16 protein-coding genes and 1 pseudogene are annotated in these 15587 nt (G+C 36.4%); 4 read left to right on the forward strand and 13 right to left on the reverse strand.

Annotated elements, in window-relative coordinates; genetic code table 11:
* Nucleotides 1–117 (forward strand): IS3 family transposase (locus RDN22_RS09310; RefSeq protein ID WP_308554877.1); only part of this gene is annotated, 117 nt, incomplete at its 5' end.
* A 53-nt stretch (nucleotides 118–170) separates the two neighbouring features.
* On the opposite strand, the gene RDN22_RS09315 is transcribed toward RDN22_RS09310, so the two are convergent.
* The 8 genes from RDN22_RS09315 to sufC form a co-directional block, all read right to left on the reverse strand.
* Nucleotides 171–1922, reverse strand: a complete 1752-nt coding sequence (locus RDN22_RS09315) for an ABC transporter ATP-binding protein (protein ID WP_308557730.1) — start codon at nucleotides 1920–1922, stop codon at nucleotides 171–173.
* Nucleotides 1923–2007: 85 nt separating this feature from the next.
* A complete protein-coding gene (locus RDN22_RS09320) occupies nucleotides 2008–2439 on the reverse strand; it encodes a MarR family transcriptional regulator (RefSeq protein ID WP_308557732.1) in 432 nt (143 codons plus the stop codon).
* A 145-nt stretch (nucleotides 2440–2584) separates the two neighbouring features.
* Nucleotides 2585–2908, reverse strand: coding sequence for a metal-sulfur cluster assembly factor (locus tag RDN22_RS09325; RefSeq protein WP_308557734.1), 324 nt, complete (start codon nucleotides 2906–2908; stop codon nucleotides 2585–2587).
* Nucleotides 2908–4311, reverse strand: coding sequence for a Fe-S cluster assembly protein SufB (sufB, locus tag RDN22_RS09330; protein WP_308557736.1), 1404 nt, complete (start codon nucleotides 4309–4311; stop codon nucleotides 2908–2910). The genes RDN22_RS09325 and sufB overlap by 1 nt, the downstream gene beginning before the upstream one ends.
* Nucleotides 4304–4771 carry a Fe-S cluster assembly sulfur transfer protein SufU gene (sufU, locus tag RDN22_RS09335; RefSeq protein WP_308557737.1) on the reverse strand — a complete coding sequence of 156 codons (468 nt, stop codon included), beginning with the start codon at nucleotides 4769–4771 and terminating at the stop codon, nucleotides 4304–4306. The genes sufB and sufU overlap by 8 nt, the downstream gene beginning before the upstream one ends.
* Nucleotides 4758–5999, reverse strand: a complete 1242-nt coding sequence (locus tag RDN22_RS09340; protein WP_308557738.1) for a SufS family cysteine desulfurase — start codon at nucleotides 5997–5999, stop codon at nucleotides 4758–4760. Before RDN22_RS09340 ends, sufU begins: the two co-directional genes overlap by 14 nt.
* Nucleotides 5968–7257, reverse strand: coding sequence for a Fe-S cluster assembly protein SufD (sufD, locus tag RDN22_RS09345; protein WP_308557740.1), 1290 nt, complete (start codon nucleotides 7255–7257; stop codon nucleotides 5968–5970). The genes RDN22_RS09340 and sufD overlap by 32 nt, the downstream gene beginning before the upstream one ends.
* Before the next feature lie 10 nt (nucleotides 7258–7267).
* Nucleotides 7268–8065, reverse strand: a complete 798-nt coding sequence (gene sufC, locus RDN22_RS09350; RefSeq protein ID WP_308557741.1) for a Fe-S cluster assembly ATPase SufC — start codon at nucleotides 8063–8065, stop codon at nucleotides 7268–7270.
* Nucleotides 8066–8256: 191 nt separating this feature from the next.
* On the opposite strand from sufC, the pseudogene RDN22_RS09355 reads away from it, so the two are divergent.
* Both RDN22_RS09355 and RDN22_RS09360 read left to right on the forward strand, forming a co-directional pair.
* A pseudogene (locus tag RDN22_RS09355) lies at nucleotides 8257–9083 on the forward strand (Cof-type HAD-IIB family hydrolase).
* 45 nt (nucleotides 9084–9128) lie between these two features.
* Complete coding sequence (locus tag RDN22_RS09360) at nucleotides 9129–9677, forward strand: GNAT family protein (protein WP_308557743.1); 549 nt, start codon at nucleotides 9129–9131, stop codon at nucleotides 9675–9677.
* Between the two features lie 60 nt (nucleotides 9678–9737).
* Here RDN22_RS09360 and RDN22_RS09365 read toward each other — a convergent pair whose 3' ends face one another.
* The 5 genes from RDN22_RS09365 to RDN22_RS09385 all read right to left on the reverse strand — a co-directional run bounded on the left by RDN22_RS09365 (nucleotide 9738) and on the right by RDN22_RS09385 (nucleotide 13997).
* Nucleotides 9738–10463, reverse strand: coding sequence for a GntR family transcriptional regulator (locus tag RDN22_RS09365; protein ID WP_308557745.1), 726 nt, complete (start codon nucleotides 10461–10463; stop codon nucleotides 9738–9740).
* Entirely contained in the window at nucleotides 10463–11389 is a 927-nt protein-coding gene (locus RDN22_RS09370) for a nucleoside hydrolase (protein WP_308557747.1), read from the reverse strand. The genes RDN22_RS09365 and RDN22_RS09370 overlap by 1 nt, the downstream gene beginning before the upstream one ends.
* A gap of 101 nt (nucleotides 11390–11490) precedes the next feature.
* Nucleotides 11491–12183, reverse strand: coding sequence for a ribose-5-phosphate isomerase RpiA (gene rpiA, locus RDN22_RS09375; RefSeq protein ID WP_308557748.1), 693 nt, complete (start codon nucleotides 12181–12183; stop codon nucleotides 11491–11493).
* On the reverse strand, nucleotides 12184–13107 hold the full coding sequence (gene rbsK, locus RDN22_RS09380; protein WP_308557749.1) for a ribokinase: 924 nt from the start codon (nucleotides 13105–13107) through the stop codon (nucleotides 12184–12186). It abuts the gene before it with no gap.
* Nucleotides 13108–13193: 86 nt separating this feature from the next.
* Entirely contained in the window at nucleotides 13194–13997 is an 804-nt protein-coding gene (locus RDN22_RS09385; protein WP_308557751.1) for a DUF4931 domain-containing protein, read from the reverse strand.
* Between the two features lie 142 nt (nucleotides 13998–14139).
* On the opposite strand from RDN22_RS09385, the gene RDN22_RS09390 reads away from it, so the two are divergent.
* On the forward strand, nucleotides 14140–15444 hold the full coding sequence (locus tag RDN22_RS09390) for an extracellular solute-binding protein (protein WP_308557753.1): 1305 nt from the start codon (nucleotides 14140–14142) through the stop codon (nucleotides 15442–15444).
* The last annotated feature ends 143 nt before the right edge of the window (nucleotides 15445–15587 follow it).

Consider the following 15587-nt stretch of genomic DNA (forward strand, 5'->3'; position numbering starts at 1 on the left):
GCTCAAGCTATAGAGGAATATATCAAATACTATAACGAAGAAAGGATAAAGAGCAGATTAAAAGGCTTAACTCCGAAAGAATATCGGAATCAAGCCTCTATTAATCCTATGTTTTAAAATGTCTACTTTTTAGGTCCCACTTCAGTACCAAGATTTAGCAACTTTTTTTATTATTTTTTAAATTGATTGTGCACATATTGCGCGTAAAGCGGTGTTGATTTAATTAATTCATCATGAGTCCCAGATCCTGAAACAGTTCCATGATCGATGAAGTAAATACAATCTGCATCCACAATCGTACTCAATCTATGTGCAATTACCAGAGTTGTTCGATCTTTCATCAATGAATTAAGCGCCTTTTGCACCATTGCCTCAGATTCTGAATCTAGACTAGCTGTTGCTTCATCCAGCATTAGGATCTTAGGATCACGCAAAAATGCACGAGCAATCGCAATTCGTTGACGCTGACCACCTGATAATTTAATACCTCGCTCACCTATTTGTGTATCAAGGCCATCATCCATTTCTTTAACAAACTGATCTGCATATGCCATTTTTAAAACGCGCCATAATTCTGCTTCATCTACTTCTTTATCCAGTCCGTAAACCAGATTTTCACGAATTGTACCTGGCATTACAGCAGAATTTTGTCCCACAAGACCAATTTGCTTGCGCCAATTGCTTAAATCAATATCCTTAATTTCAGTATCGCCAATAACAATTTTTCCAGAAGTTGGTTGATAGAATTGCTCAATTAATGAAAAGATTGTTGATTTACCACCACCTGATGGACCAGCAAAAGCTACGACAGTATTGGGTTTAGCCGAGAAATTGATGTTATGAAGGATTGGCTTATCTTTTTCATATTCAAAATTAACATTTTCAAATTTCAAAGTCTTATTAGTAATATCAACTTGCTTTTTATCAGCAGTAGTTTCTTCATCTTCTTGTAAAATCTGATTAATTCTTTCAGTTGAACCACTGGTTTGTGAAAGACGGTTGAAGAACTGACTGATGATAATTACTGGTGACATAATTTGAAAAAGATACATCAAAAATGAAACCAATGCACCCATAGTTAATGAGCCATTCATTACTCGAATTGCCCCATAACCTAAAATGCCTAAAAACATGACCATCATCAGCATATTAGTAATAGGTGAAGTGAGCGAATTAATCAGCGCTTCTTTCACACCGATTCCGTAAAGGCTATCAATACGGTGATTACCGTCTTTTAGTTCTTTTTGCTCACCATTAGATGATTTAACTAATCGAATTTCACCTAAGACACTGGTTGAATCACTAGAAAAATTAGCTAACTCATCTTGACGTCTGCGGCCAATACTGCGGGATTTTTGCATGATTGGCAAAACAGCCAAAATAATCAAAGGTACACCAACAAACATCAAAATCGTCATTTGCCAATCCATGGCTAGCATAATGATTAATGCACCAAAGAATTGTAAAAGTGATGTCATTGCATTAGGCAAGGTTGATGCAAGCAGCTCTTTAACTTGAGAAGTATCATTCACCAAGCGCGAACTAATTTCACCAGTTTTAGTATTATCAAAATATGTAACCGGCATATGAAGAAGTTTGCTCCACAACTTTTTACGCAGTTTTGCAACAACCTCTTCACCAAAAATACCCAAAATTAGTCCAGATAACGCACTGATAATCAGTCCACCTATGAAAATTATGATAGTTAGGATGACTAAATTAGGACTTAGATTTTTAAAACCATTAATCAAACGCTGCGCTAGTTGCGGTACGAATAAGTTAGCAGCAGTAGCGATGAATCCTAAGATAGTACCAATTACCAATTTGGAGTAATGGGGATGCAGGCTGTTAATTAGTTTAAAAAAGCTATTAAAGTTAAATTTATTTTGCTTATTTGATTTATTCGATATATCAGGCCTCATGAAAACCTCCTACTAAATAGTTAAGTATCTAACTTTTTTAATTATTTAAACACTTAGATATCTAATAGTCAAGTGCCTAATTTTTCTATTTAAGGCTTTTATTTATATTTTTCAAACTAGTTAAGAGATTATCAATATCCCGTTCATCTAATCTATCGATAATTTGTTGGTTAAGGTTGTCCATTTGATCATCAATTTCTTGTGCTATTTTTTCACCTTTTTCAGTTAAATAAATTCTTTTGTTTCTAGCTGAATTAGGATCAACTTTTCGCACAATTAATCCATCACGCTCCAAATTCTTCAACATGTTCGTGACTGATGCATTACGTAAATGGAAGAAATCGCTAAGTTCACGCTGGATCAAACCTGGATGCTTTTTAATATAGGCCATCGTATGAGCTTGTTGCGGTGTAACGTCTAAACTTGAGGTTTGTTGCATAATGAAACGCTGCGTCTGAATCATATAAAGGCGAAGTAGCCGATTTGCTTCAGCAAATTTTTCTTTTTTAGTTGGCATAATATCCCTCTTTTCATTTTTATTAATTATAACAGTTAGATAGTTAAGTATTATATTTTTTGTATCAAAAAACTCCTAAGTCTGAATTTTTTCACACCTAGGAGATTTATTTAGCATATATAAATAAATGAATATTGCTTGATTCTTATAGGTGAACTCCCAGAATCAAACGTGCTTCTCGGCTCATCTTATCCGGTGTCCATTGAGGATAATAAACTAACTTTACGTCACACTTTTTTATCCCATCAATACTCATTGCTGCTTTATGAATCAAATCAGTTAAAACATCAATAATTGGGCATCCCATCGTCGTCAAAGTCCAATTTATTTTGCATAAACCCTCATCATCTACATCGATATCATAAATCAATCCCAGATCTATTAGCGACACACCAAGTTCTGGATCAATTACCTTAGCTAAAGCATCGTAAACTGCCTTTTCTTTTTCATTTAATTTATCTACATCCATTATCCAATTGCTCCTTCCATCTGGAAGCTAATCAAACGATTAAGTTCAACCGCATATTCCATTGGCAATTGCTTAGTAAATGGTTCAACAAATCCCATAATGATCATCTCAGTGGCTTTTCTTTCAGGGATGCCGCGACTTTCAAGATAATAAAGTTCCTCATCTGAAATCTTAGAAACCGTAGCTTCATGTTCCATTGTCACATTGGAGTTTTCAATTGAATTAGTAGGAATAGTGTCTGAAGAAGATTTGTCATCCATGATGATGGTGTCACATTCAACGTGAGCCTTTGAACCAGATGAGTTTTTAGTAAAGTTGACACTACCACGATAATCGGTAGAGCCGCCACCTTTAGCAATTGATTTTGACACAATTGAACTCGAAGTATTAGGAGCGTTATGAATCATTCTAGAGCCAGAGTCTTGGTGAATACCCTTATGAGCTACAGCAATTGAAAGCATAGTTCCGCGTGCACCTTCACCGTTTAAATAAACACTAGGATACTTCATGGTTACCTTGGCACCAAGATTACCATCAACCCATTCCATTGTGGCATGTGCATCAGCTGCAGCACGCTTTGTTTCCAGACTATAAACATTATCTGACCAGTTCTGAATTGTAGTGTAACGGCAATATGCATCATGCATAACGTTAACTTCAACAACGGCCGCGTGCAAACTATCTGAAGAATATTGTGGAGCAGTACAGCCTTCAACATAATCAAGGTGAGCACCTGGTTCAACGATGATCAATGTTCGTTCAAATTGACCAGAATTTTCTGCATTCAATCTAAAGTAAGCTTGAAGTGGTGTCATACATTTAACATCTTTTGGTACATAAATAAATGATCCACCTGACCACACAGCTCCATTTAAAGCCGCAAATTTATTAGAAGTTGGTTTCACAAGCTTACCAAAATACTTCTTAAAGATTTCTGGATATTTTTGTAAAGCTGTATCTGTATCAGTAAAAATGATGCCCATTTCATCGAATTGCTTCTTCATATTGTGGTAAACCATTTCTGATTCATACTGGGCAGCAGAGCCAGCTAGATATTTACGTTCTGCTTGTGGAACTCCTAGTCTTTCAAAAGTTTCCTTAATATCATCTGGAACATCTTTCCAATCACGATACTTTTTATCAGTCATTTTTTGATAATAAAGCATGTTCTCAAGATCAAGATCTGAAAGATCGGGGCCAAAATTAGGCATTGGCATTTTCTTGTAAATTTCATAGCATTTGAGTCTATAATCTAGCATCCACTTTGGCTCATGCTTTTCTGCAGAAATCTTACGTACAATATCTTCAGTTAAGCCACGACCGGTTGAAAATTTCGGCTTCACATCATCGTGAAAGCCATATTGATAATTTTCATCTTTAACGATGTCTTCTACTTTAGTCATTCTCGTTTTCCTTACTTTCACCTAAAAGCATGCGATCTAATCCCCACCAAGCAAGCGTTGCACATTTAATTCTGGCAGGAAATTCCATAATACTCGTTAAAATTTTTGCGTCTTTTAATTGATCAATCTCTTCTTCAGGATGTTCATGCCCCATTGCTAAATCTGAGAACAATTTAGATAGCCTAATAGCTTCATCCTGACTTTTACCAGTCATAAGAGTCGTCATTAAACTAGCTGAAGCTTGGCTAATAGTACATCCCTGCCCCTCAAAAGCAATTTGCTTAATCACTTTTTGATCGTCGCTTAACTTTAAAGTTAGATGCAATTTATCACCACAACTTGGGTTATAAATTGTCGTTTGACGATCTGCATTATCAATCTCGCCGCGATTGCGAGGATTTTGCGCATTCTCTAAAATTACTTGTCGATATAGCATTCTAAGTTGATCATTTAATGCCATTATTGAAAAACTCCTCTGTCTCTTTCAGCGCTGAAAGCAAATGGTCACAATCTTTTTGCAAATTAAAAATTGAAAAGCTTACGCGCGCAGTTGATTCAACGTTAAGTCTCTCCATTAAAGGTTGAGCGCAATGATGTCCAGCTCTGATTTGAATTCCTTCAAAGTCTAATGCAGTTGCTAAGTCGTGGGGATGCACATTATTTAAATTAAAGGCAATCACGTTAGTGTGCTTTTCGACATCTTTAGGACCATAAACTGTAACATATGACAACTCTTCTAATTTAGGTAGTACATATTTTGTAAGTTCATGTTCACGGCTTTGAATATCGTTAAGACCAATTTGATTGATAAAATCAATGGCACTAGCTAACCCAATTGCTCCAGAAATGTTGGGAGTTCCCGCCTCAAACTTTTGTGGTACAGCTGCCCAAGTTGTACGTTCTTTAGTTACCGATTCAATCATCTCGCCACCAAAACGATATGGTGGCATTACCTCAAGCAAATTCTTTTTGCCATATAAAATGCCAATTCCATCTGGACCAAACATCTTATGTCCAGAAAAAGCATAAAAATCAGCATCTAAATCTTGCACGTCAATTGGAATGTGACCTGCAGCTTGAGCACCATCGACCACGATTTTTGCACCATGGCTATGAGCTATTTTAGCTAAAGTCTTTATTGGATTAATTGTTCCTAGAACATTAGATGCATGTGCTATAGCAACTATCTTGGTTTTATCAGTAATTTTCTTTTTTGCATCATCAAGATCCAGCTGACCATCATCTGTAATATCAATGAACTTTAAAATAGCATGCTTCATTAAAGCCAACTGCTGCCAAGGGACAAAATCGCTATGGTGTTCCATAATCGTCACAACGATTTCGTCTCCTTCATTAACATTCTGAAGCCCATAGGTTGAAGCAACTAAATTCAAGCTGTCAGTACAACCAGCTGTGAAAATCACTTCACTTGCGTTTTTGGCGTTAATAAAATGTTGTACCTTTGCTCGAGCATCTTCATATGCCTGAGTAGCCTCAATACCTAATGTATCAACGCTACGGTGTACATTTGCTCTTTTGGCCTTTTCAAATTCATTAATCTTTTCAAGTACACTATTAGGAATCTGTGCAGTTGCGGCACTATCTAAATAGATTAATTTATGTCCATTTATTTTTTCTTGAAGAATTGGAAATTGATCACGAATTTGAAACAGCTTTTCTTTGTCCATCAATTAACTTTCTTTCCAAAATTTTGATCATCTTAGCTCTTACTGATTTATCTGGAATTGAATCTAGGACTGCGCCTAAGAATCCACGAATTACCAAGCGTTCGGCTTGATCATATGGAATTCCGCGACTCATTAAGTAATCCATTTGAATTTGATCAACGGGTCCAACACTTGCCGCGTGAGCCGCAATAACGTCATTTTCATCAATTAATAAAAGTGGATTAGCATCCCCATGAGCATTGTCTGACATCATCAAAACTCTATTCTGTTGATCTGCCTTCGAGCCATGTGCGCCATGCACAATTTGACCAATTCCGTTAAAAATTAAATTTGAATCCTCTAGTAAAACTCCACGTTGATTGATTAAACCAGTTGAATGCGGTCCACGATTGGTAACTCGATTATTAATCCCCATCTTTTGCTTGCCACTAGTTACAGCAATAGCTTGAGAATTGGCATAACTGCCTTCACCAATTAACTCAGAATCAATGTCTCCAATTGTGTCACAGTCATTCATAAATCCAATGGCCCACTCAACATGAGCATCTTTTTTAATTTTGGCTCTTCGATTGAAATACAAAGTAGTTTGCTTGCTGATCTCTTCTAATGAAGAAAACTCAACTTTACTCTCAGGATTAGCAACAATTTCAACCATCATGCTGGCCGTATTTTTATGATCTCCAACTGTACTCAAATGTTGCAAAAACTTCACTGAAGATCCCTGTTCAGCCACGATTAAAATATGCGGATTCCAATTTGCATCTTGGGTACTATCTTGTATCAAATCGACCTCGATTGGATTTTTAACCTGAACGTTTTTAGGAATATATAAAAATAGTCCTGAGTTAAAATACGCCATATGATTAGCAGTTAATTTATCTTCATTGGCATCAATAACTTCAGTCATCAGATATTTTTGAACCAATTCTGGATGATTTTTGATAGCTGAAAAAATATCAGATAAAATCACACCATCTTGCTTCATTTCTTCATCTAAGCTAACTGAAACAGTGGTTTGACCAAACTGAATTAAATTTGCATTTTCATCTTTCTCAATTAAGGCAGGATCTGAGTCAAAAGGCTTAATACTTTCATTTTCCATAAGTGGCCAATTTTTATAATGAAATCTCTGCATTCTTGGGAAATCTAGCTTATCAATTTGCTCAAAAGCTGCCTCTCTTTTTTCAAGCAGCCACTTGGGTTCTTCACGCTTTAGACTGTCTTCTTGCAATTGAGCAGCTTTACTTGTTTCTGACATTTTTCTACCTCTATTCATTGTCATCAACTAAGTGAATATTCAAACCTAATTCATCGCGAAGGCCTGCATAACCCTCATCTTCAAGTCTCTTAGCCAGTTCAGGGCCACCATCTTTTACAACTCGGCCATCCATCATCACGTGAACAACATCAGGAACAATGTAATTTAATAATCTTTGGTAGTGAGTAATAATCAAAGAGCCGAAGTTTTCACCGCGCATTGCGTTTACACCACGAGAAACGACCTTCAATGCATCAATATCAAGGCCGGAATCAATTTCATCCAAAATTGCAAAGCTTGGTTTGATCATTAACAACTGCAAAATTTCGTTACGCTTCTTTTCACCACCAGAAAAACCTTCATTTAAGTAGCGTTCTGTCATTGATTGCTTCATATCAAGTAAATCCAAATTCTTATCTAATTCCTTTAAAAAATCAGTAATTGGAATAGGATTGTCTTTTGGACGACGAGCATTGATCGCAGTTCTTAAAAATTCCGCATTAGTTACGCCAGGAACTTCTGCGGGATATTGCATAGCAAGAAAAAGTCCTTTACGTGCTCTTTCATCAACAGTCATATCAAGAATACTTTCACCGTTGAGCTTAATATCTCCTCCAGTAATGTGATAATTTTGATTGCCCATAATAGTTTCTGATAATGTAGATTTACCAGTACCATTAGGTCCCATAATGGCGTGGATTTCACCAGTTTTAAGAGTTAAATTTACGCCTTTCAGGATCTCTTTCATTTGCTTTTTTTCGTCATCTTTTACTTCAACATGTAAGTCTTGGATTTCTAAAACTGCCATTTCGTTTCTCCCTCAATCGAACAAATAATTTTGTTGTATCTAACTTAACATCTAAAAAATTTTAAAATAAGTCTTGATTTAGCAGCTCTTTTTTGGATTTGAAAATTTTTCCTTATAAAACCATTTAACTGAAATCACTTACATTCATCTGCTATACTTAACTTAGTAGATAAATATAGAGGGTAAAATAAATGAGTAAAATTCCTTTTAAAGTAGTTGCCGTTGATATGGACGGCACATTCATGCGTGATGATCAAACTTTTAATCATAAAAAATTTGATCGTCTTTTGGATCAATTACGTGCAGACGGTGGTCATTTTATCGTATCAAGTGGTCGACCTTATGAGCGACTTAGAAAAGATTTCATGGGATTCTTGGATCGAATCGACATGATCGCAGATAACGGTTCACTACTTTTACAAGATGACAAGATTATCAACACTCACCTGATTACTTATAAGACAACAATTGATCTAATCAAATTCATCCAAGAACATTATCCAGAAAGTTCAATCATTGTAACTGGGGTTGAAAATTCATATACAACGATTAATTCTTCACCTGATTTTAAGCAGACGATGAACTTCTATTATCCTGATCGAATTGAAGTTAGCGATCTTATCTCTGCTATAAATCCTGATGATCGTATTACCAAGATTACTCTAAGTTAAAAAACAGACTTCTCTGCAGAATTTGAGCGTGCATTTAATAAGAAGCATGCTGAAAAGATTCACTGTACTTCAAGTGGTTTCGGATTGCTTGATATCGTACCTTACAGCGTAAATAAAGGTAGTGCATTAAAATACTTCTTGTCATTTTGTCCATCGCTAAACCAAGCGAATTAATTGCCTTTGGCGATGGACAAAATGACAAGGAAATGCTTGAGCTTGCTGGTTACAGCTATGCAATGGCGAACGGCGATCCGGAAATTAAAAAGATTGCTAAATATGAAGCTCCTTCTAATAATGACGATGGTGTCTTAGAAGTCTTAGATCATTACCTAAATAGAAGTCTTTAATATAAACAATAAGCAGAAAATACTACTTAATCACTGGGAGAACATATGGCTATAAATATTTCTTTACAACCATTCAATCAAACGTATTTAAAAGACATTTGGAAGGCCGGATTCACAAAAGAGCACCCTAATTGGATCGATTATAATGCACCGTATTTTGATGATTACATTCAATATCCTAATTTTATAGATTTTAAAACTAGCTCTATCGCTGACTTTCTGTTAAGTAGTGATTGTAAAGCAATTATTTTAGACTCTAAAGCAATCGGTATGGTATCAAAAGTTTGGATTAATAAACAGACCAGGTGGCTAGAAATCGGTATTGTAATTTACAATTCAGATGAGTGGAAACAAGGAATTGGTAGTACTTCATTAAGTCTATGGATTACTAATATTTTTAAGAAATATCTCGATCTTGAACATATTGGTTTAACCACGTGGAGTGGTAATAAAGGAATGATGCATCTAGCACAAAAACTAAATTTTAAAAAAGAAGGTCAAATTCGCAAAGTACGCTATTATGACGGAGTTTATTATGATAGCTTGAATTATGGTATTCTACGAAGTGAATGGGATAATTTTATTCAAAAATGACCCGTTGAAAAGAAAAAAATCAATACCTAAACAAAAAAAGTTGAGTAAAAACTCAACTTTTTATTTTCCCAAATTTACAAAAGTATTGAAATTCATGTAGTGATAATGCACTCGCATGTTAGACACTTCAAATGGCGTACCATCATCTAAGAAGAAGATACCATCCATCACCCCTACAGGTTCGGTATCTTTTAAATGAAGCTGTTCTTGATCTGTCTTGTTTGACGGCTCAACTGTAATATTCAGAAATGCTTTGGTAACCGTCTTATTTTGCTCATCTTCTAAATAATTGAATAATGAACTTTGCAGCGTTTCAGGCTTTAATTCCGGCATGATCTTAATTGGTAAATAACCCGTTTCAATCAAGAATGGCTGCTCATCAAGCAAACGCAGTCTCTTAAACTCATAAACAAAGTCATTTTCGTTTAAAAATAAGTCCTCTGCAACTTCCTTAGTAGCTTTAATGACATGAAAATCGAGTAACTTAATTTGTTGCTTTTTGCCAGGCACCTTAAAACTGTCAGTAATCCCTAAATTGGATCCATCGTAGCGAAACATCGCCTGATTTTTTAGATAAAGTGGATTGATGAAGGTGCCACTACCTCGTTTTTTAAAGACTATTCCCTGCTGAGCAAGCAATTCCAAAGCCCGCTTCATTGACGAGCGACTAACACCATAGTGTTCTGCTAAACTACGCTCATCGGGAATCCGCATCCCATCATATTTATCATTTAAAATATTATGTTTTATATCCTGCATTACTGTCCGATAAACGTAATCTGCCATTATTCTCTTCCTTGATCAGCTTTTTTGATACTATCGATAAACCATTTTGCAAACTTGTCTAAATCAACATCAGTCGCAATTTCTGCATTTACATGTTCTTGATCCATGAAGTTAATTACGCTTGCACCATAAGTGTATTGACCGCGAAGTTCAATTTCTACATTTGCTTTTCTCATAGTAAACATCTCTGGATGAAGCAAAATGCCCACAGCTGTTGGATCATAGATCTTAATTCGTGGATCGCCATCTGGTTCATGAATGTTTGAAAACATAGAGTAAAGCATGTTACCTACTTCACCACATTCTTTTACCTTATCCATTTGTTCAGGTGTAAGGTGGGCTTTATTACCGATTTCAAGTGGAGCTACTTTGACTGGTAAACCACTATGAAATACTACTTGTGCGGCTTCAGGATCACCTGCAATATTGTATTCTGCAAGTGGACTGTGATTACCACGGCCGATGTTTCCGCCCATAATTACCACTTGTTCAACATTTTCCTTTACTTCAGGATATTGCTTAAAGAGTAAAGCATAATCAGTCAAAGGCCCGATACCCATTAAAGTTACCTTTTCTGGGCTCTTTTTAATTTCTTCAGCCATTAAAGTAGCAGCAAGGCCTGGCTTAACTAGATCAGTATTCGCCTTTTCAAATTCAAAACCGGCAATTCCAGTCTTGCCGTGTACTGACGCTGCACTAATCATTGGAGCAACAAGTGGCTGATTTGCACCAATAACCACAGGGACCTTAGTATGCAAGAATTTTTCTAAATCAAGGGTATTTTGCGTAGTATATTCTAGTGGCACGTTACCCCAAGTTGGAACGATCATTCTTACATCGAGTTCATCTGCAAAAAGACTGATAGTCATTGCAGCAACATCATCGATTCCTGGATCAGTACTAATAATTAAAGGTTTTTTGGTCATAAAATTTGCCCTTTCTAAGCATGTAAGTAACTTTATGATACAAAAAAACGACCAATAAAAAAAGTGGTTAGGTTCAAACCACTTTCTTATTCATCCCAATTTTACTTCTTCTTATCTTCAATCGTACCATCGCTATGTGCAATAATTACCTCATCACACATATCAAGGAACAATCCGTGTTCAACCACACCAACAGTGTGATCAAGATAATCAGCTAAACCATGAGGAGCTGGAATTGGATCAACTGCTAAGTCAATGATGTAATTACCATAGTGGGTAATGTAACGCTTATCGCCATCCATACGCCATTGAGGCTTTAAGCCTTCTTGTTCAAAGCGTCTAAAGTTTTGCTCACAAGAAATTGGCAAAACTTCAACAGGAAGTGGGAAGCCGCTTAAGCGATGAACTAATTTAGATTCATCAACAATCCAAACAATCTTCTTGGAGTTAATGGCTACATTCTTTTCAAGAGTTAAAGCACCGCCGCCACCTTTGATACCATCTAAGTTGTCAGCAACACGGTCTGATCCATCAACAGTTAAATCTGCTTGATCAATATCAGCAAGTTCACTAACTTTAAAGCCTAAACCTTCAAGTTGCTTCTTACTTCTGTTACTGGTAGTAACAATTGCTTTTAACTTCAAGCCATCTTCATCTTTACGCTTGCCTAAAGCATCAATAAAAAATGCCACTGTAGATCCGGTACCAACGCCCAAGATCATACCAGATTTGACCATATCGGCTGCTTTTTCAGCAGCTTCTTTTTTTAAACGATCTTGCTCAGCTTTATCCATTTATTCTTCCTCCAGCGCTTGCTTTACTTCTTGTTCAGTAGGAATTGATGGTTGTGCACCTAAACGTTGAACTGCGATTGATGAAGCACGGCTAGCAATCTTAGCAGCTTCTTCAAAGTTTGATAAGTCTTCTTTCAAGTTGCTTGCTAAGTAACCAATAAAGGTATCGCCGGCACCAGTTGTATCAGTTGCTTCGACCTTATATGCAGGAATCAAAGTTTCAACATTTTCAGTTGAAATATATGCACCCTTATCACCGTAAGTAATCACAACATTCTTTACACCAAGTAAGTGAAGCTTTTCAGCATTAGTTGCTAAAGATGACTTATCTTTAATTTGAATACCAGTAATCTTTGCACTTTCAGTTTCGTTTGGTGTAATAATGTCGGTATATTTCAATAATTCTTCTGGAATCTTTTCAATGGCTGGTGCTGGATTCAAAATAGTAATCTTGCCCGCCTTTTTAGCCATCTTAAAAGCTGCAGTAGTTACTTCAATTGGTGTTTCAAATTGAGCAATGATGCAGTCCCAGCTCTTAATTAAATCGCCTGCTGCTTTAATGTCTTCAACAGTTAATTCATAATTTGCACCGTGATCAATAATAATATCGTTTTGACCAGCTTCATTTAAAGTAATGTAAGCATGACCAGTCTTTGCACCCATTGTCGTTTGTACATAAGTAGTGTCTACTCCGTAGCTCTTCAATTGATGGGTAATATAGCCGCCTTCGCTGTCTTCACCTACACGGTTAATAAAGTAAGTCTCTGCACCACTTTTAGCAGCAGCAATAGCTTGATTGGCGCCTTTGCCTCCACCTGCAGTAGTAATTTCCTTGGCATTAATAGTTTCGCCAGGCTTAGGAAAATCCTTTACGTGCAATGTAGTATCTACATTGCTTGATCCAATAACTACAATCTTCTTCATGAGCATCCCTTCTTAGAAATGTATTTAATCGTTTTAATTATATCAAAAAAACGTGTTCAATTAGCTGAACACATTTTTTTGACATCCTAATGTAAAATACCGCCGTTTACAAAGCCCTTGAGTCGCTCGGCTTCCCATTTCAAAGTATTGGAGTCATCAACTTGTGAAATCTTGTAGCCTACAAAATAAGGTGAAGCGTAAAAACGTGGAATAATCTTGCAGCAAGTTCCAGTCCCATCATTAATTGGGTAAAAGAATAAGTTGTACGAATCAACACCGTGTGACAAGACTGATCTTACATATTGCGTACCTTTTTGAATCAAATCAGCCCAGGTACCCAAATTGGTGTTGTCCTTAGTTAAAATGTTCACTTCTTGGTAGCCTTGAACAGGATATGCGGAAAGATTCATTTCAACTGATCCAGATCTACCAACTTCAAAACCTTTAAAATTATCGGGACCGATATCACAGTAACCATCTTTGTGATACAAACCAACAATTTGCATATGTGGGTGAGTCAAAGAACCATCTGATTTAGGACCAAAGTTCTTGTACCACAGAACACTCTTATATCTACCTGAGTTATACATTTTTTGAAAACATTTAAGAGCAAACTTCATTAATTCTTGGTTATCTTCGCGTGTGTACGTAGAAATGTCGCCTTGGTGGTCACTTGATTCGATTAAAATAGTTTGGTCTGTATCCTGCAAAGTCGGATATTTATTTTTTAACCAAATCTTGTCGCCGTCTTTATCAAAAATATTAACCAAATGACTTACATCACAGAAAGGACAGCCTGCATTCTGGTTACCTTGACGATTGCCGTAATCGTAGTCGTATGGCTTACGCTTACCGATTGAATATTCATAAACTAAAGGATTTTTATCCATTATTCTCACCTACTAAACCAAATTACCAATTTTTATAGCTATGTTCATTTAAGAACATTATATTAAATTTGTCTATCAATAGTACGTATATTTATGTTAAACTTGTACTTGAAAGAATGATATATTGAGAGGCAATAGAAGAATGAAATTTTATAAAAAGCTAGCACTTGTCGGTGCAGCTGCAATTGGTTTAGTCAGTCTTAGTGCTTGTTCAAATAACAATAATAATTCAAGTTCAAGCTCATCAAAGATTCCTACCAAGATTAATAAGAAAACCACTATTAATTTCTGGTATTCATTAACTGGAACTTCACAAAGTGCTTTGCAAAAGTTAACTAAGGACTTTGAAAAGAAGAATCCTAACATTACCATTAAGTTGCAAAGCCAAGGTGGTAACTATTCAGACTTACAAGCCAAGCTTGTATCTGGTGTCCAATCTCCAAAGGATTTACCAACTATTACTCAAGCTTACCCAGGTTGGCTTTACAATGCGGCTAAAAACAACATGCTTGTTAACTTAACTCCATATGTTAACAACAAGTCAATCGGCTGGGGCTCATACAAAAACAGTGGAATTAAAAAAGCACTTTGGGATGGTGCTAACATCGGTGGCACACAATACGGTGTACCATTTAACAAGTCAGTCGAAGTACTCTTCTACAACAAGACATTGCTTGATAAGTATGGCGTAAAAGTTCCAACTAACATGAGTCAACTTGCAAGCGTATCTGCTGAAATCTACCGCAAGAGTCACCATAAGGTTCGCGGTGTCGGCTTCGATGCACTTAACAACTACTACATGATGCAAATGAAGGAAGTTTACGGCAAGGACTTCAACAAGAATTTGAACTTTGCTGCTAAGGATTCTGTTAAGGCAATCAACTACTACGCAAACGGTGTAAAGGCTGGCTACTTCATGCAAGCTGGTACACAAAAGTACATGTCTACCCCATTTAACAATGGTCAAGTTGCCATGTTCATCGGTTCAACTGCTAACGAAGCTTACCTTAAGCAAGGACTTAAGAAGGGCTACACTTACGGTGTTGCAGCTCGTCCAAGTACTATGAACGTTCAACAAGGTACTGATATTTACATGTTCAAGAAAGCTACTGCAATGCAAAAGGCAGCCGCATTTAAGTACCTTAAGTTCTTGACCTCTAAGTCATCACAACTCTATTGGGCAAAGCAAACTGGTTACATGCCAGTTAACACAGCTGCTTTGAATGATTCAGCTTACCAAAAGGCTAAGAACAGCAAGATCCCTGCTATTCTTTCTAAGACTTCAAAGCACTTATACTTCTTGCCAGTTACTAAGAACTCAATCACTGCATATGACCAAGTTAACACTAATATGCAAACTATCTTAGCTAAGGCTGCTAAGAAGCAAAGTTGGACCAGTGATATTCAAACTGGTAAAAACAAGCTTGATGCTTCTTGGAAGCAATAAAAAATAGCTTTATAAGTCAAAAGACATCCTTAACAAAAGGATGTCTTTTTTCTACGTAAAGTCAAGTCTCATCTAGGGTTAGACCTGATATTTTTAGATAATTGTCCTTGATTGTTTTTTGAGGGCCGATTTATTTTTCGTTG

This window comes from uncultured Lactobacillus sp. (assembly GCF_902491705.1).
In the GTDB taxonomy this organism is placed as follows: domain Bacteria; phylum Bacillota; class Bacilli; order Lactobacillales; family Lactobacillaceae; genus Lactobacillus.

What these genes read in the sequence shown, in the direction of transcription:
- RDN22_RS09315 (WP_308557730.1), bottom strand. Translation starts at nt 1,922, where the DNA reads ATGAGGCCTGATATATCGAATAAATCAAATAAGCAAAATAAATTTAAC.
- RDN22_RS09320 (WP_308557732.1), bottom strand. Translation starts at nt 2,439, where the DNA reads ATGCCAACTAAAAAAGAAAAATTTGCTGAAGCAAATCGGCTACTTCGC.
- RDN22_RS09325 (WP_308557734.1), bottom strand. Translation starts at nt 2,908, where the DNA reads ATGGATGTAGATAAATTAAATGAAAAAGAAAAGGCAGTTTACGATGCT.
- sufB (WP_308557736.1), bottom strand. Translation starts at nt 4,311, where the DNA reads ATGACTAAAGTAGAAGACATCGTTAAAGATGAAAATTATCAATATGGC.
- sufU (WP_308557737.1), bottom strand. Translation starts at nt 4,771, where the DNA reads ATGGCATTAAATGATCAACTTAGAATGCTATATCGACAAGTAATTTTA.
- RDN22_RS09340 (WP_308557738.1), bottom strand. Translation starts at nt 5,999, where the DNA reads ATGGACAAAGAAAAGCTGTTTCAAATTCGTGATCAATTTCCAATTCTT.
- sufD (WP_308557740.1), bottom strand. Translation starts at nt 7,257, where the DNA reads ATGTCAGAAACAAGTAAAGCTGCTCAATTGCAAGAAGACAGTCTAAAG.
- sufC (WP_308557741.1), bottom strand. Translation starts at nt 8,065, where the DNA reads ATGGCAGTTTTAGAAATCCAAGACTTACATGTTGAAGTAAAAGATGAC.
- RDN22_RS09360 (WP_308557743.1), top strand. Translation starts at nt 9,129, where the DNA reads ATGGCTATAAATATTTCTTTACAACCATTCAATCAAACGTATTTAAAA.
- RDN22_RS09365 (WP_308557745.1), bottom strand. Translation starts at nt 10,463, where the DNA reads ATGGCAGATTACGTTTATCGGACAGTAATGCAGGATATAAAACATAAT.
- RDN22_RS09370 (WP_308557747.1), bottom strand. Translation starts at nt 11,389, where the DNA reads ATGACCAAAAAACCTTTAATTATTAGTACTGATCCAGGAATCGATGAT.
- rpiA (WP_308557748.1), bottom strand. Translation starts at nt 12,183, where the DNA reads ATGGATAAAGCTGAGCAAGATCGTTTAAAAAAAGAAGCTGCTGAAAAA.
- rbsK (WP_308557749.1), bottom strand. Translation starts at nt 13,107, where the DNA reads ATGAAGAAGATTGTAGTTATTGGATCAAGCAATGTAGATACTACATTG.
- RDN22_RS09385 (WP_308557751.1), bottom strand. Translation starts at nt 13,997, where the DNA reads ATGGATAAAAATCCTTTAGTTTATGAATATTCAATCGGTAAGCGTAAG.
- RDN22_RS09390 (WP_308557753.1), top strand. Translation starts at nt 14,140, where the DNA reads ATGAAATTTTATAAAAAGCTAGCACTTGTCGGTGCAGCTGCAATTGGT.